18 protein-coding genes and 1 tRNA gene are annotated in these 13106 nt (G+C 68.6%); 11 read left to right on the top strand and 8 right to left on the bottom strand.

From position 1 onward, the window contains the following. Positions 1 to 130 precede the first annotated feature (130 nt). Both V8686_RS04710 and hjc read left to right on the top strand, forming a co-directional pair. Positions 131 to 1411 carry an adenosylhomocysteinase gene (locus tag V8686_RS04710; RefSeq protein ID WP_379702810.1) on the top strand — a complete coding sequence of 427 codons (1281 nt, stop codon included), beginning with the start codon at positions 131 to 133 and terminating at the stop codon, positions 1409 to 1411. Between the two features lie 82 nt (positions 1412 to 1493). Continuing rightward, entirely contained in the window at positions 1494 to 1916 is a 423-nt protein-coding gene (gene hjc, locus V8686_RS04705) for a Holliday junction resolvase Hjc (RefSeq protein WP_379702809.1), read from the top strand. On the opposite strand, the gene V8686_RS04700 is transcribed toward hjc, so the two are convergent. Next, positions 1913 to 2605, bottom strand: coding sequence for an SWIM zinc finger family protein (locus V8686_RS04700; protein ID WP_379702808.1), 693 nt, complete (start codon positions 2603 to 2605; stop codon positions 1913 to 1915). The two genes, hjc and V8686_RS04700, sit on opposite strands and share 4 nt — an antisense overlap. Positions 2606 to 2824: 219 nt before the next feature. Between V8686_RS04700 and V8686_RS04695 the strand changes: the two genes are divergently transcribed. Further along, positions 2825 to 3022, top strand: a complete 198-nt coding sequence (locus tag V8686_RS04695) for a DUF7472 family protein (protein ID WP_379702807.1) — start codon at positions 2825 to 2827, stop codon at positions 3020 to 3022. A gap of 104 nt (positions 3023 to 3126) precedes the next feature. Here the strand turns inward: V8686_RS04695 and V8686_RS04690 are convergent, their stop codons facing one another. Further along, positions 3127 to 4200, bottom strand: a complete 1074-nt coding sequence (locus V8686_RS04690; RefSeq protein WP_379702806.1) for a DNA primase — start codon at positions 4198 to 4200, stop codon at positions 3127 to 3129. A 149-nt stretch (positions 4201 to 4349) separates the two neighbouring features. Here V8686_RS04690 and V8686_RS04685 point away from each other — a divergent pair, with 149 nt between their 5' ends. The 4 genes from V8686_RS04685 to V8686_RS04670 all read left to right on the top strand — a co-directional run bounded on the left by V8686_RS04685 (position 4350) and on the right by V8686_RS04670 (position 6678). Beyond that, positions 4350 to 4793, top strand: a complete 444-nt coding sequence (locus V8686_RS04685) for a hypothetical protein (RefSeq protein ID WP_379702805.1) — start codon at positions 4350 to 4352, stop codon at positions 4791 to 4793. A gap of 91 nt (positions 4794 to 4884) precedes the next feature. Next, a complete protein-coding gene (locus V8686_RS04680; protein WP_379702804.1) occupies positions 4885 to 5469 on the top strand; it encodes a DUF7474 family protein in 585 nt (194 codons plus the stop codon). Between the two features lie 172 nt (positions 5470 to 5641). Beyond that, positions 5642 to 6004 (top strand): DUF5518 domain-containing protein, encoded by a 363-nt coding sequence (locus tag V8686_RS04675; protein WP_379702803.1) that lies wholly within the window; start codon positions 5642 to 5644, stop codon positions 6002 to 6004. A gap of 140 nt (positions 6005 to 6144) precedes the next feature. Further along, a complete protein-coding gene (locus V8686_RS04670) occupies positions 6145 to 6678 on the top strand; it encodes a hypothetical protein (protein WP_379702802.1) in 534 nt (177 codons plus the stop codon). A gap of 54 nt (positions 6679 to 6732) precedes the next feature. On the opposite strand, the gene V8686_RS04665 is transcribed toward V8686_RS04670, so the two are convergent. Further along, positions 6733 to 6831, bottom strand: a tRNA-Arg gene (locus tag V8686_RS04665). Between the two features lie 41 nt (positions 6832 to 6872). After that, positions 6873 to 7250: a YccF domain-containing protein gene (locus V8686_RS04660; protein WP_379702801.1), complete on the bottom strand. Its 378-nt coding sequence runs from the start codon at positions 7248 to 7250 to the stop codon at positions 6873 to 6875. A 90-nt stretch (positions 7251 to 7340) separates the two neighbouring features. Between V8686_RS04660 and V8686_RS04655 the strand changes: the two genes are divergently transcribed. Both V8686_RS04655 and V8686_RS04650 read left to right on the top strand, forming a co-directional pair. Further along, complete coding sequence (locus V8686_RS04655; RefSeq protein ID WP_379702800.1) at positions 7341 to 7892, top strand: AAA family ATPase; 552 nt, start codon at positions 7341 to 7343, stop codon at positions 7890 to 7892. Then, a complete protein-coding gene (locus V8686_RS04650; protein ID WP_379702799.1) occupies positions 7889 to 8293 on the top strand; it encodes an RNA-binding domain-containing protein in 405 nt (134 codons plus the stop codon). The genes V8686_RS04655 and V8686_RS04650 overlap by 4 nt, the downstream gene beginning before the upstream one ends. On the opposite strand, the gene V8686_RS04645 is transcribed toward V8686_RS04650, so the two are convergent. Then, the gene (locus V8686_RS04645) at positions 8290 to 8805 is read right to left on the bottom strand and encodes a gamma carbonic anhydrase family protein (protein ID WP_379702798.1); all 516 of its coding nucleotides are present in this window, start codon (positions 8803 to 8805) and stop codon (positions 8290 to 8292) included. The genes V8686_RS04650 and V8686_RS04645 overlap by 4 nt on opposite strands. Positions 8806 to 8896: 91 nt before the next feature. Between V8686_RS04645 and V8686_RS04640 the strand changes: the two genes are divergently transcribed. Continuing rightward, entirely contained in the window at positions 8897 to 9271 is a 375-nt protein-coding gene (locus tag V8686_RS04640; protein ID WP_379702797.1) for a secondary thiamine-phosphate synthase enzyme YjbQ, read from the top strand. Here V8686_RS04640 and V8686_RS04635 read toward each other — a convergent pair. The 3 genes from V8686_RS04635 to V8686_RS04625 form a co-directional block, all read right to left on the bottom strand. Beyond that, the gene (locus V8686_RS04635) at positions 9268 to 9825 is read right to left on the bottom strand and encodes a magnesium transporter (protein WP_379702796.1); all 558 of its coding nucleotides are present in this window, start codon (positions 9823 to 9825) and stop codon (positions 9268 to 9270) included. The genes V8686_RS04640 and V8686_RS04635 overlap by 4 nt on opposite strands. Beyond that, positions 9826 to 10407 (bottom strand): magnesium transporter, encoded by a 582-nt coding sequence (locus tag V8686_RS04630; protein WP_379702795.1) that lies wholly within the window; start codon positions 10405 to 10407, stop codon positions 9826 to 9828. A gap of 126 nt (positions 10408 to 10533) precedes the next feature. Further along, positions 10534 to 11931, bottom strand: coding sequence for a signal recognition particle protein Srp54 (locus tag V8686_RS04625; protein ID WP_379702794.1), 1398 nt, complete (start codon positions 11929 to 11931; stop codon positions 10534 to 10536). Positions 11932 to 12038: 107 nt separating this feature from the next. Here V8686_RS04625 and V8686_RS04620 point away from each other — a divergent pair, with 107 nt between their 5' ends. Further along, positions 12039 to 13025 (top strand): hypothetical protein, encoded by a 987-nt coding sequence (locus V8686_RS04620; RefSeq protein ID WP_379702793.1) that lies wholly within the window; start codon positions 12039 to 12041, stop codon positions 13023 to 13025. Positions 13026 to 13106 lie beyond the last annotated feature (81 nt).

The following is a 13106-nucleotide window of genomic DNA, read 5'->3' as shown; positions in this document are numbered from 1 at the left end:
GCCATCCGTGGGTGACGACGACCCGGAGACGGTGACGGCGATCCGAATGGGCGCGTCCGCGGCGGCCCGGCCGGGGTGCCAAGACGGGCGATAGCGGTAGGGTTTTGCCACCCCTCACGTTACCATCCGTATGACCTGTCCCACGATAGCCGAGCGTCTCGACGACCCCGAGACCGCACGGGCCGAGGGGCGGCGGAAGATGGACTGGGCCGAGGCCCACATGCCCATTCTCGCCGAACTTCGGGAGACATTCGCCGCCGACGAACCGCTCGCCGGCGAGCGAATCGCGATGGCGATGCACGTCGAAGCCAAGACGGCCGTCCTGGTCGAACTCCTCGCCGTCGGTGGCGCGGAGGTGGCCATCGCCGGCTGTAACCCGCTCTCGACGCAGAACGACGTGAGCGCGGCGCTACACGCCGTCGACGGCGTCACGTCCTACGCCGCCCACGGCGTGGACACCGACGAGTACTACGACGCCATCGAGGCCGTCGTCGGCGTCGACCCGACCATCACCGTCGACGACGGCGCCGACATGGTGACGCACATCCACGACGAACATCCCGACCTGACCGCCCAGCTCAAAGGTGGGTGCGAGGAGACCACCACCGGCGTCCACCGCCTGCGGTCGATGGCCGACGACGGCGCGCTCGACTACCCGATGTTCGCCGTCAACGACACGCCGATGAAGACGCTGTTCGACAACGTCCACGGCACCGGCGAGTCCGCCCTCACCAACATCGCGATGACGACGAACCTCGCCATCGCGGGCAAGACGGTGGTCGTCGCGGGCTACGGCTACTGTGGCCGCGGCGTCGCGAAGAAGGCCGCGGGCATGAACGCCAACGTCGTCGTCACCGAGGTCGATCCCCGGCGCGCCCTCGAGGCCCACATGGAGGGCTACGACGTGATGCCGATGAACGAGGCGGCCGCCGAGGGTGACCTCTTCGTGACGACGACGGGCAACCGCGACGTGATCACCCGTGCGGACTTCGAGCGGATGGGCGACGGCGTCCTCCTCGCGAACGCCGGCCACTTCGACGTGGAGATCAACCTAGAGGAACTCGACGACCTGGCCGTCGCCACCCGCGAAGTCCGCGACGGCGTCGAGGAGTACGAACTCCCCGACGGCCGACGGCTGAACGTCCTCGCTGAGGGACGACTCGTCAACCTCGCCGGGCCGCTCTCGATGGGTCACCCCGTCGAGGTGATGGACCAGAGCTTCGGCGTCCAGGCCGTCTGTGTCCGCGAACTCGCCGAGAATCCCGACGCCTACGACGCCGGCGTCCACGACGTGCCGGACCGACTCGACCGCGAGATCGCCGAGGTGAAACTCGACGCGGAGGGCATCGCAATCGACGGCCTGAGCGGCGAACAGCGCGAGTACATGGAGTCGTGGGATCACGGGACCTGAGGCGCCGGCGGGGCTGAACGGCGTCGTGACTCGTCGGGCACCGGGTCCCGCAACTTAAGACCCATCGTCGCCCAGTCGGCGTATGTCCGCGAACCGCAAGGGTGACCGCCGGGAGCGCGAACTCGTCAACGAACTCGACGCGGCGGGCTTTGCCGTCATGCGAGCCCCCGCGAGCGGGAGTGCGACCGAGCGTGACCTGCCCGACGTCCTGGCCGGCGACGGCGAGCGTTTTTTCGCCATCGAGGCGAAATCCAGCGCCGGCGACCCCATCTATCTCTCCGGCGAGGAGGTCGAGTCGCTGATCTACTTCGCCCGCAACTTCGGCGCCAACGCCCGCATCGCCGTCCGCTTCGACCGCGAGGACTGGTACTTCTTCCACCCCGGCGACTGCCACGTCACCGACGGCGGCAACTACCGAGTGAAAAAGGAGACGGCGCTGGCGGACGGGACCGACCTGGACGAACTCGTCGGGCACTCGACGCAGGCCCGCCTCGACGACGCCTAGGCAGTCGTCGGCGGGGCACCGATGCCGGTCGGCGACGGCCCCACGTCGGCGTCGTCGGCGGCCGTCACGTCCCGGAACCGGCGGAGGCGGGACGCCGGGAAGGCGTAGGGTCGCACCTCGCCGTCGCGGCGGAGGGAGTCGACGTAGACGGCCCGAAAGACCGGTTCGTGCCCGCCGTAGTCGGCGTTCGAGGGGTAGTCGGCGACGACGCGACCCTCGTCGGTCTCGACGTGGTCGGCACGCTCGCCCGTGGCGGCGACGACGAGCAGTCGGTCGCCCGTCTCTCGGTCGGCGACGACGTCGCCCGGTCGGAGCGCGTGCCGGTCACAGAGCGCCGGACCGCTGACCCGCGTCGGGACGAACGTCCGTCCCCCACAGACCGCACAGACGGCGGTCCGCTGGCCCGGAGGCGGGACGAGGCGAGCGGTCACTTCGAGGGCGACACGGCGGAGGTGTTTACAGCGGGCGTGTCGGAGCTGGTGGTCCGGGCAGGTGCAGGTGTTGGCGTCGAGGGCGACGACGTAGGTGCCCCCCTCCGTCTCGACGGCGTAGCGGCCGTCGCGGAGCGGCCGGACGGCCATCGGTTCGATCCGGGCGCGCCGCGACCGGCCGGCCGTGCCGGCGGCTGGCAGGGTGATCTTCGAGCGGGTTGCCGGCAGTGACGCGGGTGTGTGTGCTGGGTGCGTCATGGTGGTGAGCCGTCGGCGTCCGAACCAGGGAACCGCCTCGCAGTCCGGCGGTCGGGGCGGTCCGACGCCGACGCGGGAGCGACGTCGGCTCCGTTGCCGTCGCTTGGCGCTCCACACACCTAAACCTTCGTTTCGGCGGGGTGTCACCGCCGAATACGGCCGAATAGCCGGTGGGAGGATCATCGAAGCTCTTTTGCCGAGGCCGGCGGATTCCCGAACATGGAACTCGAAGAGGGGATGGTCCGGAAAATCGCCATCTCCGTCGGCGCAGTGGGCGTTTTCGTCGCTCTCGTCGTCGGCATCGGCACCAGCTTCAACGACGGTGGCCTCGGATCGGCCGGCGGGCTGGCGCTCGTCGCCAGTATCGCGGCGTTCATCCTCGTGATGGCGGGCGTGGGGCTCTTTCTCGCGGACTAGCGGTCGGGACGGCGTGACCGCTCATACGGAGTATTGTGACTGTGTGCCGGGGAGTCGCCGAGACGGTCCGGCGACCCCCCGGTACTGACCTACAAGAAACCGTATCAGTCGTCGTCGTCGGCCGATTCGGCGGCGGCCACGGCCGCGGCGTAGTACCGGCGTGGGTGGTCGATGGTCTCACAGAGCGCATCCGAATTCACGCAGTCGCCGAAGGTCTGCATCGTCGCACACGAGGGCGCCGGATACTGGCTCCCGCCGCCGCCCTCGTCCGCGAGGACCGTCGCGCGGTAGGACAGGTCGCCGTCGTCGAGGCGCGGCCACCGCTCCGCGATGGTCTCGGCGTCGAGGCCGAGCGAAACCAGAAACGCCGTCGCGGCGAACGCCGAGTGGGCGGGCAGGGCGTCCTCGCCGTCGAGCAACGCCCGGACGCACGGCGGGAACTGCGCCGGTTCGACCGTGTCGACCGACGGCAGGCGTTCGCGCTCGGCGAGGCGGTCACGGAGTGCGGTCACGTCCTCGTCGAGGGCCGCCGCGAGGGCGTCGCCGCCGGAACTCCCCCGCACCTCGAAGGGAAGTCCCTCGGCGACCCGACGCCGGACGGCCTCACGGAGCAGTCGGTGAAGTTCCTCGCTCTCGACCGGCACCTCGCCGCTGCGGAGGTCACGGTTGACCAGCCGCCAGTCCGCCCCCCAGTCCGGGTCCACGAGGCGGAGGTAGGCCGACACCGCGACGCGAAATCCGTCGGGACCGTGGTCGCGCGCGACGCGTCGCACCGCCGGACCGAGATCGAATTCGTCGAGGAACGTCGACAGGTCGGCGCGAGGCGTCGAGACGCTCCGTAAGGTCCCCTCCTCGGTGTCGAGGTCCGCCCGCAGGCGTTCGAAGGCGGTTGCGGCCTCCGCGTCGGCGTACTTCTCGACGGCGGCACGCACGTCGACCAGCGAGACGAGGATGCGCGCGATGGGATAGGAGAGGAGTTCGTCGCGGTCGCTCCAGCGTTCGGGCGTCTCGGAGGCGACGGTGCCGGACATGAGCGCGCGTTCGACCCGTTCGCGGGCACGGTCGACGGCCGGGTCCCCCTCGGTCACCAGTCGCGGCGGGGAGATGTCGGCCTCCTGGACCGCCGCCCGCGCCGCACGAAGGAAGGGATATCGGGCGTAGAGCGGGTCGGGACGCATCGCCGAACGGTTGTGTGGCGGGGTGGATAAGCGCGACGGTCAGGGGCGAGGTGGAGATCCTCCAACGGGGAAGAGCGAGTCATATCCGTACAAGTGAGGAACCCGATTTGGGACAATCGTTTTGTCAGCGTGAACATCATTCCAAGCCGGTGATCAGCATCTGGTCGGTGTTTTCCACGGGTGCATTGGTCGGGCTGACGCTACTCGCGCTGCTCGGGATAGCCATCGTCTTCGATCGTGATGACGAGACGGCCGGATGGGAAGTGAACTGCATCGCAGTCACTCTCATGATTTCGGGATTGATCTGGATCGAAACGACCGTCGGCGTCCCCGAGTTCAACGAGACGCTACCGATCGTCACATCGTTCGCTGCTGCGTACATCATTGAAAATCAGGTGGCCGCAACCCTCGCTGAGAAGGGCCATCCGGAATCAAGGGCTGCGCTGGCTGGTCTCTTTCTCGCGGTTGTCTGGACGGTGGTGATCGCTCTCGATATCTGGGTCTCCTACATCCCCTTCTGGCCGGTACTCCCAGCAGAAGCGGATCTGCTCGTCAATTTGTTCCTCTGTGTGGTGTGGCTCTACACATTTTGACGGGACTGCACGGCCGAATCAGCGGGATACTCTCGTCCGACGCGCCACAGGACCACACGACCTAAGTTCGCGCCGCGCCACCGGTGACGATGTGCCGACGTTCGACTACCCCTGTCCCGACTGCCGGACGACCAACAGCCTCCACGACGCCGACTGCCGGTTCGAGGGGACGCCGTGGGCGGACGTGGAGGCCGCCTACGTCGACGTGGTGGCCGTCCTCTCGGGGGGCGTGACCGACGCCGACGCCCTCCCCGAACTCGTCGAGGAGTGGGATCCCCTGCGGGGGGCCGCCGTCGAGCGTCTCCGTCGCGACGGCCGCGTCGACGACGCCAACGACCGCCTCCGCCTCCTGCCCGCCGACGAGTACCGCGAGGCGGTGTCGGTCCCCACCCGCGACCCGATCAAGACCATCTACGAGCGCGGGAGCGTCCCCGGCTGTCACGACAACGCCGTCTTCGCCATGATCGCGTGGTACGAGATGGTCGGCCTCTCGTGGCCGGAGACGAAGGCGAACGTCGTCGAGTGGCTCCGAGACAGCGGCGCGTGGGACCGCGGCGGCTTCGAGGAGCCGTCACCCGAAGCACTGGTCGAGAAGAAACGTCACGTCTACGAGGCGGGCTACGGCTGGAAGGAGAAGGCCACGGCCGCGAAACGCGTCATCGAGCGCACGCGATGAGCGGCCGGTAGCGAGCGAAGCGCAGTCGACGGCACCGTCTGAAAATCATCGCACACCCGATCGCACGACCGCGTTCGATTGGGTGGCAACCAGTTTCGAACGCGACGGTAGCGCCGGGACGACGGCCCGACCGCGACCGAAGATATTTGCCTCGACCGATACAGTGTGCCGTATGGTCTCCGACTCGACCCTCCACGCGCTGCTCGGCGCCGTCGTCACCATCGTCCTCTCTTTCGTCCCCTTCTCACCCGTCCTCGGTGGCGGCGTCGCCGCCTACCTGAACGAGGCCGATGGCAACGAAGGACTTCGGCTCGGCGCCCTCTCCGGAGCCATCGCGACGGTACCGCTGGTCCTCTTCGGCCTCGTCGTCGTCTCCTTCCTCGGCTTCTTCGCCCTCGGAATCGACGGCGGTGTGGCCATGGGCATCGGTGGCCTCGTCGCCGTCCTCGTCGTCGGCCTGATCACCGTCGTCTACACCGTCGGTCTGAGTGCACTGGGTGGGTATCTGGGGTCGTACCTGGTCGACCCGAACTGAGCGGCCGACGGGTTTCGGGCGGCGAAGTATGGTAGCCGTTGTGAGTCGTTGCATATCCGACCGCACGGGGTCTGGCGACCGGATGTTCGAACAGCTCCGAACGCGACTATATTATGCCGCCCAGTCCCGAACGGATCAGTATGCTCCCCCGCCGCACGGTCCTCGCCATGGCCGCACTCTCGGGATGTGCGACCGGCCCCCTCCTGCCGATCCCGCGGATCGACGAACAGCCCTGTCCACCCCTGGACCTGACCGAGACCCGAGCCGTGTGCTCGCAGACGGATGCCGCCGGCGGGATCGACGTCTCCGTGACCCCGTCGACGGTGTCGACGGCACCGGAGGCGCTGGGATCGGTCCGACTGCTCGTCGAGAACGGCACGGACGCCCCCCTCCGGTACGACACCGCGGACTGGCGACTCTACCGCGACGCCGGCACGGGGTGGCGACGGCGGGAGGAGATCCGCGACGGGCCACGCGACGTCGAGACCATGCCGCCCGGCGGGTCCGCGTCGTGGAGCGGGATCGACGCCCTGTTCCGCCTCGGCGCCGACGGCCGGACCCCTGCAGGGCTGTACGCGGCGGTACTCACGGTTTGGCCGGACCGTGACGGCGCGAGCGGTGAGTCGGTGGCGTGCGTGTTCCTGTTTCGGGTGAGTCGGAAAGTCGATGCGTGATTCGAATCCCGCGAGGCGTTCGACGGGCCCCGACGTCGCTCGGCCACGTCGGTACGGGCACGATGGGATTTGAACCCACGACCGTCGGATGACTTCCCCCGCGAGGCCCGAGGTTAGAAGTCCGACGCTCTATCCGGACTGAGCTACGTGCCCTCGTCGGTGACGAGGGTTGCGGAGTCAAAAAACCGTTCGGCTTAGCCGTCGAAGCGATACAGCGACGTGACGAGGGGCAGACGGTCGACCATCGGAATCGCGAGCGGCAGGCCGACGACGGTGACGGCGAGGAAACTGGCGACGTTCGCCCAGAGCCAGCCGAGCCACCAGCCCACGAGGACGAAGTAGAGGGCGCGAACGGCGAGCGAGCGCTGTCCGCGACCGGTCGCCGACTCGTCGAGCGACCGCGGTTCCTTCAGCGTCAGCACCGTCGGGACGAGGTTGATCAGTTTCACGCCGAGGGGGGCACCGACGACGGTGCCACAGAGGAACCAGGCGACGTTGACGACGACGGGTGTCGCCCACCAGCCGACGACGACGAACCACAGCGCACGAGTGAGGAGGGAACGCTGGCTCATAGAGAGTCGACGCGACGAGGAGCGAAAAACCCCGCGCTCGACGGGACGACACGACAGAGTATAAGGCCACGAGGCGGGTACGAGAGGTCGATGAAGGTACTCGGCACCGTGGGGCTTCCGGGGAGCGGCAAGGGTGAAGCCGCCGCGGTTGCACGCGAGGCTGGTGTTCCGGTCGTCACCATGGGCGACGTGATCCGACGGGCGTGCCGTGATCGGGGAGTCGACCCGGGCGAACACCACGGCGCGGTGGCGACGGCGCTCCGCGAGGAGGAAGGGGAGGGGGCCATCGCCGAGCGGTCGCTCCCGTTGATCGAGGACGCACTCGACGACGCGGAGGCGGTACTCGTCGACGGCCTGCGTTCGCCGGCCGAGGCGGACCGCTTCGAGGCGGCGTTCGGCGACGATTTCGTCCTCGTGAGCATCGAAGCGCCGTTCGAGACCCGGGCGGAACGGCTGACCGACCGCGGGCGCGACGAGTCGGACGTCGACCACGAGGCCCTCCGCGAACGCGAGGAGCGCGAACTCGGGTTCGGGATGGGCGAAGTGATGGACCGAGCCGACGTGACCGTCGAGAACACGGGGTCGCTTGACGCGTTCCGGAACCGGATCCGTGACCTGCTGGCGGCGGAGGTGGAGCGATGATCCACCGGATCGACGTGCGGGTGGTCGCACCCGTCCGTGACACCGAAGTAACGGATCGCGTCGCAGACGCGGTGCGGAACCTGTTCCCGAACGCCGAGATCGGCGAGGAACCGGGGCAGTTGGTCGCCGAAGCCCACTCGATGGAGCGCTTCTCGGAGCGCCTCCACGAACAGGAGATTCTCGACACCGCCCGCAAGCAGTTCTTCGCGCGGGCCGACGAGGACGGCTTCGCGTTCGCGCTGAAAAAGCAAGCCGCGTTCGAAGGCGTGATCAACTTCGCCGTCGGCAACCCGGACGAACTCGGCGACATCGAGGTACAGGTGACGGTCATCGACCCCGACGTAGAGTCGTTCATCGACCACGTCGCGCCGCCGACGGAGGACGGGCAGCCGGTCGACTAGAACAGATCGGCGTGTCGGGCCGCGAGGTCGGTGTATCCGCCCGAACTGTACTCCTCGAAGATCGATTCGGCGTCGATCCGCGTCTCCTCGAGCGGCGTCACCCGCGCCGGGACGCCACGGACGAACGAGCCGGTAGGAATGTCGTACTCCTGCGGGACGACGGTCCCGGACGCGACGATACAGCGGTCGCCGATATCGACGCCCGCGTTGACCGTCGTGTTGAAACCGACCAGCGCACCGTCACCAACCGTCGCCTCGTTGAGGACGGCCCCGTGACCGATCATCACCCGGTCGCCGAGCGACACCGCGTGCAACACGGCGTTGTCCCCGACGTGTGACTCCCGTCCCACCTCGACCGGTGCCACGTCGCCCCGGAGTACCACCCCGGGCCAGACGCTCGCGTCGGCGCCGACGTGGACGTCGCCGACGAGCGTCGCCTCGCGACTGACGCGTGCGTCCGGATCGATGTCGGGTCGGTGCCCCTCGAACTCGTAGTCTCGGCGGTCGACCATGGCGCCCGATACGGACCGTGATGCCGAATAGCTTGCTTCTCGATGACAAGTCACGCGGAGGACTTTTTCATCGCGTCCCCGACGGTCGGACATGGAGTTCACCGTCTCGACGGACGCCCGCCTCGACGTCGTGGACGTGACCAACCGGGTCGCCGCGGCGGTGCCGGACAACGCCGACGGCACCGTGACCGTCTTCGTCGAACACACCACCGCGGGCGTCGTGGTCAACGAGGCCGAATCGCGACTGCTGGGTGATATGCGGACCGTTCTGTCGGAGCTGGTGCCGGACGAGGGCTGGGAACACGACGAACTCGACGGCAACGCCGATTCGCACCTGCGAGCGCTGTTGCTGGGACCGTCGGAGACGATTCCGGTCGACGGCGGCGACCTGTCGCTCGGCCGCTGGCAGTCCGTCTTGCTCGTGGAGTGTGACGGCCCCCAGGAGCGGACGGTTCGGGTCGTCTAGACGAACAGGAGGACGGCGAGGTAGAGAAGCACCACGCCGAGCACGTCACAGGTGTTGGTGACCACGGGGATCACCACGTCGTCGGGATCGAGTTCGAGTCGGTAAGCGGCGTAGGTGGCGACGACGGTGACGACGACGGCGAGGACGGCCAGCGAGAGCCCACTGGTCAGCGAGACGGTGAGGATGGTCCACGGAGAGAGGGTCGTCGATCCCGTGAGCGCGCTCAGCCCCCAGGCGCCGAGGCCGACGACCGGGAAGATGGACGCCGCCAGCGCGACGGTGGCGACGGCGTTGCCCGCGAGCGTCTCGTTGGCCGGCGAAAAGGAGAGCGTCCCGAGGTGGAAAGCCGTGGAGAGCCGGGCCGCGAGGACGCTTCCCAGATTTCCAGCGGTTCCGATAGTGACGGGGATGAGGACGAGCAAGGAGGGATACCGGAGGAGCGTGTCCTCGAAGCTACCGAGGACGAGCCCGCTGCCGACTTCGACGAGCGTCAGGAGCAGGAGGACGGGGAGCATCGCCCGCGAGATGGCGCGGACGCTCCACTCGGTCGGCACTCAGACACCCCCCAGCACGAGCGCGACGATTCGGACCGCGATCAGGAGAAAGAGGATGCCGAACACGTCGCCGGTCGTCGTGACGAGGGGGCCGACGAGCGTGTCGGGGTTGTGGCCGCGGCGGTAGCCGGCGAAGACGACGGTGACGACGACGACGACGAGCGTCACGCCCGAGAGCAGACCCGCGACGAGGGCGATGCCGAGGAGTCGACCGAGGGCGGCGACGGGGGTGTCGAGGGCCGAGAGGATGGCGAAGACGGCGGTGGCGGCAAAAAGCGAGGTGAAGAGACCGTTGGCGAGGGCGGCGGCCGCGGCCGCCCGGAGCCGACGGTCGCCGGCGCGAACGTGCGGTTCGATCAACCCCTGGTGCAGGCCGGTCGCCAGCCGGGCGCCGAGCGAGCCGTAGACGTTGCCGCGTGTCGCCAACAGCGCGGGCACGAGGACGAGCAACCCCTCGACTGCGCGCAGGTCGGAACGCATCCCGCCGAGGACGACTCCGGCCAGGAGCCCGCCGACGAGGCTGGCGCCGAGTGCCGGGAGCGCCTCGCGGTAGGCCTCGACGGCAACCTCGCGGACGGTCATCGACGGAGTCAACGCGGGCCGGGATGAAAAGTCGGGGGGAAGCGATCCGGGGCGAGTGGCGCGAGACACGGCGCCTCTCGCGGGGCCACGGCGACGGGACCCCAGTAACGGGGCCGATATCCACGACTACCCGAACGGCCCCATACCGCCCATCCCACCCATGCCGCCACCGCCGCCGTCGCCCTGCTGAAGTTTCTTCATCATCCGCTGCATGTCGCCGTCACCCATCCCCTGGAACTGCTTGATCGTGCGCTCCATCATCTTGTGCTGTTCCAGCAGTTCGCGGATGGACTCCTCGGGGACGCCGGCGCCACGGGCGATGCGCTCGACGCGCTCCTGGCCGATGGTCCGTGGGTTCTCCAGTTCCTCGTCGGTCATGGAGTCCATCGCCACGTCGAACGTACGCATCCGCTCCTGGGTCACGTCCATGGCGTCGTCGGGCAACTGGTCCATCAGTCCGCCGCCCATGCCGGGGATCATGTCCATCACCTGATCCAGCGGCCCCATGTTGTTCATCGCCTCCATCTGCTTTTGCATGTCCTTGAGCGTGAAGGACCCCTCCATGATGTCCTGGGGATCCCAGTCGTCGTCCTCCTCGCCAGTCTCGGCCATCGCCCGCTCGACGCGCTCCGAGAGCTGTTTGAGGTCGCCCATCCCCAGCAGCCGCGAGATGAAGCCGTTGGGTTCGAAGCGCTCGATATCCTGCACCGTCTCGCCGGTGCCGAGGAAGGCGATGGAGGAGTCCGTCTCGTTGACGGCGGTCAGGGCACCGCCCCCCTTCGCCGTGCCGTCGAGTTTCGTGATGACGACGCCGTCGATACCGATGGAGTCGTCGAACTGGCGGGCCTGCTCCTTCGCGCCCTGCCCGATGGCTGCGTCGAGGACGAGCAGCGAGCGGTCGGGATCGACGACCGACTCGATCTCCTCGATCTCCGCGATCAGGTCGTCTTCGAGGGCGTGTCGCCCCGCCGTGTCGACGATGTGGACGTCCGCATCGGCGGTGGCCTCCAGCCCCTCGCGAGCGATCCGGACGGGGTCGTCCGAGTTGGGGTCGCCGTAGAACGCCACCTCGGCGCGGTCGGCCATCTGCTCGGCCTGGTCGTAGGCACCGGGGCGGAACGTGTCGGTCTGGATAACCGCGGGACGGAGCCCCTTCTTCGAGAACCACCACGCCATCTTCGCCGCCGAGGTGGTCTTGCCCGATCCCTGAAGCCCGGCGAGCAGGATGGTCTGAGGTTCGAGCGGCAGTTCGGTCGACTCGCCGATCAGGTCGACGAGTTCCTCGTAGACGATCTTCAGGACGTGATCCCGGGCGCTCGTGCCACCCGGCGGTTCCTCCTCCAGCGCACGCGTCTCGATCGACTCCGAGAGGTCCATCACGAGGGAGACGTCGACGTCGGCCTGCAGCAAGGAGCGCTGGATCTCCTTGACGACCTCCGCGACGTCGTCCTCGTCGAGGCGGGACTTCCCCTGGAGTTTCGAGAGGGTGCCGCGGAGGGAACTCCCGAGATTGTCGAGTACCATTGTGTTCCGGTACGCGCCGGCGCCGGTAAAGGCTTTGTTCACGGCGGAGGCGGCCGCTCGCCGGCGCCGGGGACGAGTATAAGTCCACCCGGTCCCAACGCCGGGCGATGCACCGGCGCGAGTACCTCCGCGGCGCCCTCGGGGCGCTCACGGCCGCCACGAGCGGCCTCGCCGGGTGTTCCGAATCCGACTCGGCGGCGACGACGCCGGCGGCGACGGCCACCGAGACGGCCACCGACACGACGACGCGGACCGCCACGGGGACGGCCACCTCGACTCCCGCGCCGACCGTCGACGACCGATCGCTCGCCCCCTATCGCTCGTGGCTGGTGGCGCCCACGCCCGTCACGCCGTACACCTACGAGTTCACCCATCTCTCGCTGTCGGCCGTCCGGGCCGACGCCGCCGACTCGTTCGCGACGGCGCTGGATCGGTACTGGCGCCAGCGAACCGAGTCCTACTTCGGGTTCACGGTGCCGGTGACGGCTCTCGACGCCGTCCTCACGGTGAACCACTCCCGGGTCGCAAACGAGTCCTACCGGGTCGCTGGCGGGTCGTTCGACCCCACCACGCTCCGGGACACCCTCACCGAGGCTGGCTTCGCCGCCGACGGCTACGTCGACGACATCCAGCGATTCGTCCGGACCACGGATGGTCAGCTCCGGGTCGTCGGCCTCCACCCCGACGTGCTCGTCAGCATCGGCGCCGACGCCGCGGCGACGACACCCCTGGAGACCGCACTCGACCAGCATCGCGACGGCGATATCCGCGTCGACGAGGACGAGGACCTCGCCGCCCTCGTCGACCACTTCGGCACGGCCGACTACGTCACCGGGCGGGAGCTTCAACCGGCCGACGAGGACTACCCGCTGAGCAAGGCGGTCGCCACCGGCCGCCGACTCGACGTACAGGAGTCGACCGCCTGGGCCGAGCGCACCTACGTCCTCCCGTCGGAGGCGACCATCGATCGGGAAGCCGTCGAGGAGGAGATTCGGACGCGGCACGTCGGCCAACCCGTCGAGGAGTTCCGTCGCGAAGGCCGGTTCGTCACCGTCGCGGGCGAGGTGGAGAACTCGTTGATCCGCCTGCTGTGAGACCGGTCGTCGCGAGTCAGTGCCGGCGGTCGCCCGGCGATCACGCCGGACTGCCGGTGGCGGGTGACAACCGCTACTGCG

Source organism: Haloplanus litoreus, from assembly GCF_045690335.1.
GTDB classification, from domain to species: domain Archaea; phylum Halobacteriota; class Halobacteria; order Halobacteriales; family Haloferacaceae; genus Haloplanus; species Haloplanus litoreus.
The sequence above is the reverse complement of the archived record's forward strand: the minus strand, read 5'-3'. Positions and strand labels throughout refer to the sequence as shown.

Coding starts and splice junctions, on each gene's coding strand:
- V8686_RS04630 (WP_379702795.1), bottom strand. CDS start 10,407: ATGACCGTCCGCGAGGTTGCCGTCGAGGCCTACCGCGAGGCGCTCCCG.
- V8686_RS04650 (WP_379702799.1), top strand. CDS start 7,889: ATGATCCACCGGATCGACGTGCGGGTGGTCGCACCCGTCCGTGACACC.
- V8686_RS04710 (WP_379702810.1), top strand. CDS start 131: ATGACCTGTCCCACGATAGCCGAGCGTCTCGACGACCCCGAGACCGCA.
- V8686_RS04660 (WP_379702801.1), bottom strand. CDS start 7,250: ATGAGCCAGCGTTCCCTCCTCACTCGTGCGCTGTGGTTCGTCGTCGTC.
- V8686_RS04700 (WP_379702808.1), bottom strand. CDS start 2,605: ATGACGCACCCAGCACACACACCCGCGTCACTGCCGGCAACCCGCTCG.
- V8686_RS04620 (WP_379702793.1), top strand. CDS start 12,039: ATGCACCGGCGCGAGTACCTCCGCGGCGCCCTCGGGGCGCTCACGGCC.
- V8686_RS04695 (WP_379702807.1), top strand. CDS start 2,825: ATGGAACTCGAAGAGGGGATGGTCCGGAAAATCGCCATCTCCGTCGGC.
- V8686_RS04645 (WP_379702798.1), bottom strand. CDS start 8,805: ATGGTCGACCGCCGAGACTACGAGTTCGAGGGGCACCGACCCGACATC.
- V8686_RS04640 (WP_379702797.1), top strand. CDS start 8,897: ATGGAGTTCACCGTCTCGACGGACGCCCGCCTCGACGTCGTGGACGTG.
- V8686_RS04675 (WP_379702803.1), top strand. CDS start 5,642: ATGGTCTCCGACTCGACCCTCCACGCGCTGCTCGGCGCCGTCGTCACC.
- V8686_RS04655 (WP_379702800.1), top strand. CDS start 7,341: ATGAAGGTACTCGGCACCGTGGGGCTTCCGGGGAGCGGCAAGGGTGAA.
- hjc (WP_379702809.1), top strand. CDS start 1,494: ATGTCCGCGAACCGCAAGGGTGACCGCCGGGAGCGCGAACTCGTCAAC.
- V8686_RS04690 (WP_379702806.1), bottom strand. CDS start 4,200: ATGCGTCCCGACCCGCTCTACGCCCGATATCCCTTCCTTCGTGCGGCG.
- V8686_RS04625 (WP_379702794.1), bottom strand. CDS start 11,931: ATGGTACTCGACAATCTCGGGAGTTCCCTCCGCGGCACCCTCTCGAAA.
- V8686_RS04670 (WP_379702802.1), top strand. CDS start 6,145: ATGCTCCCCCGCCGCACGGTCCTCGCCATGGCCGCACTCTCGGGATGT.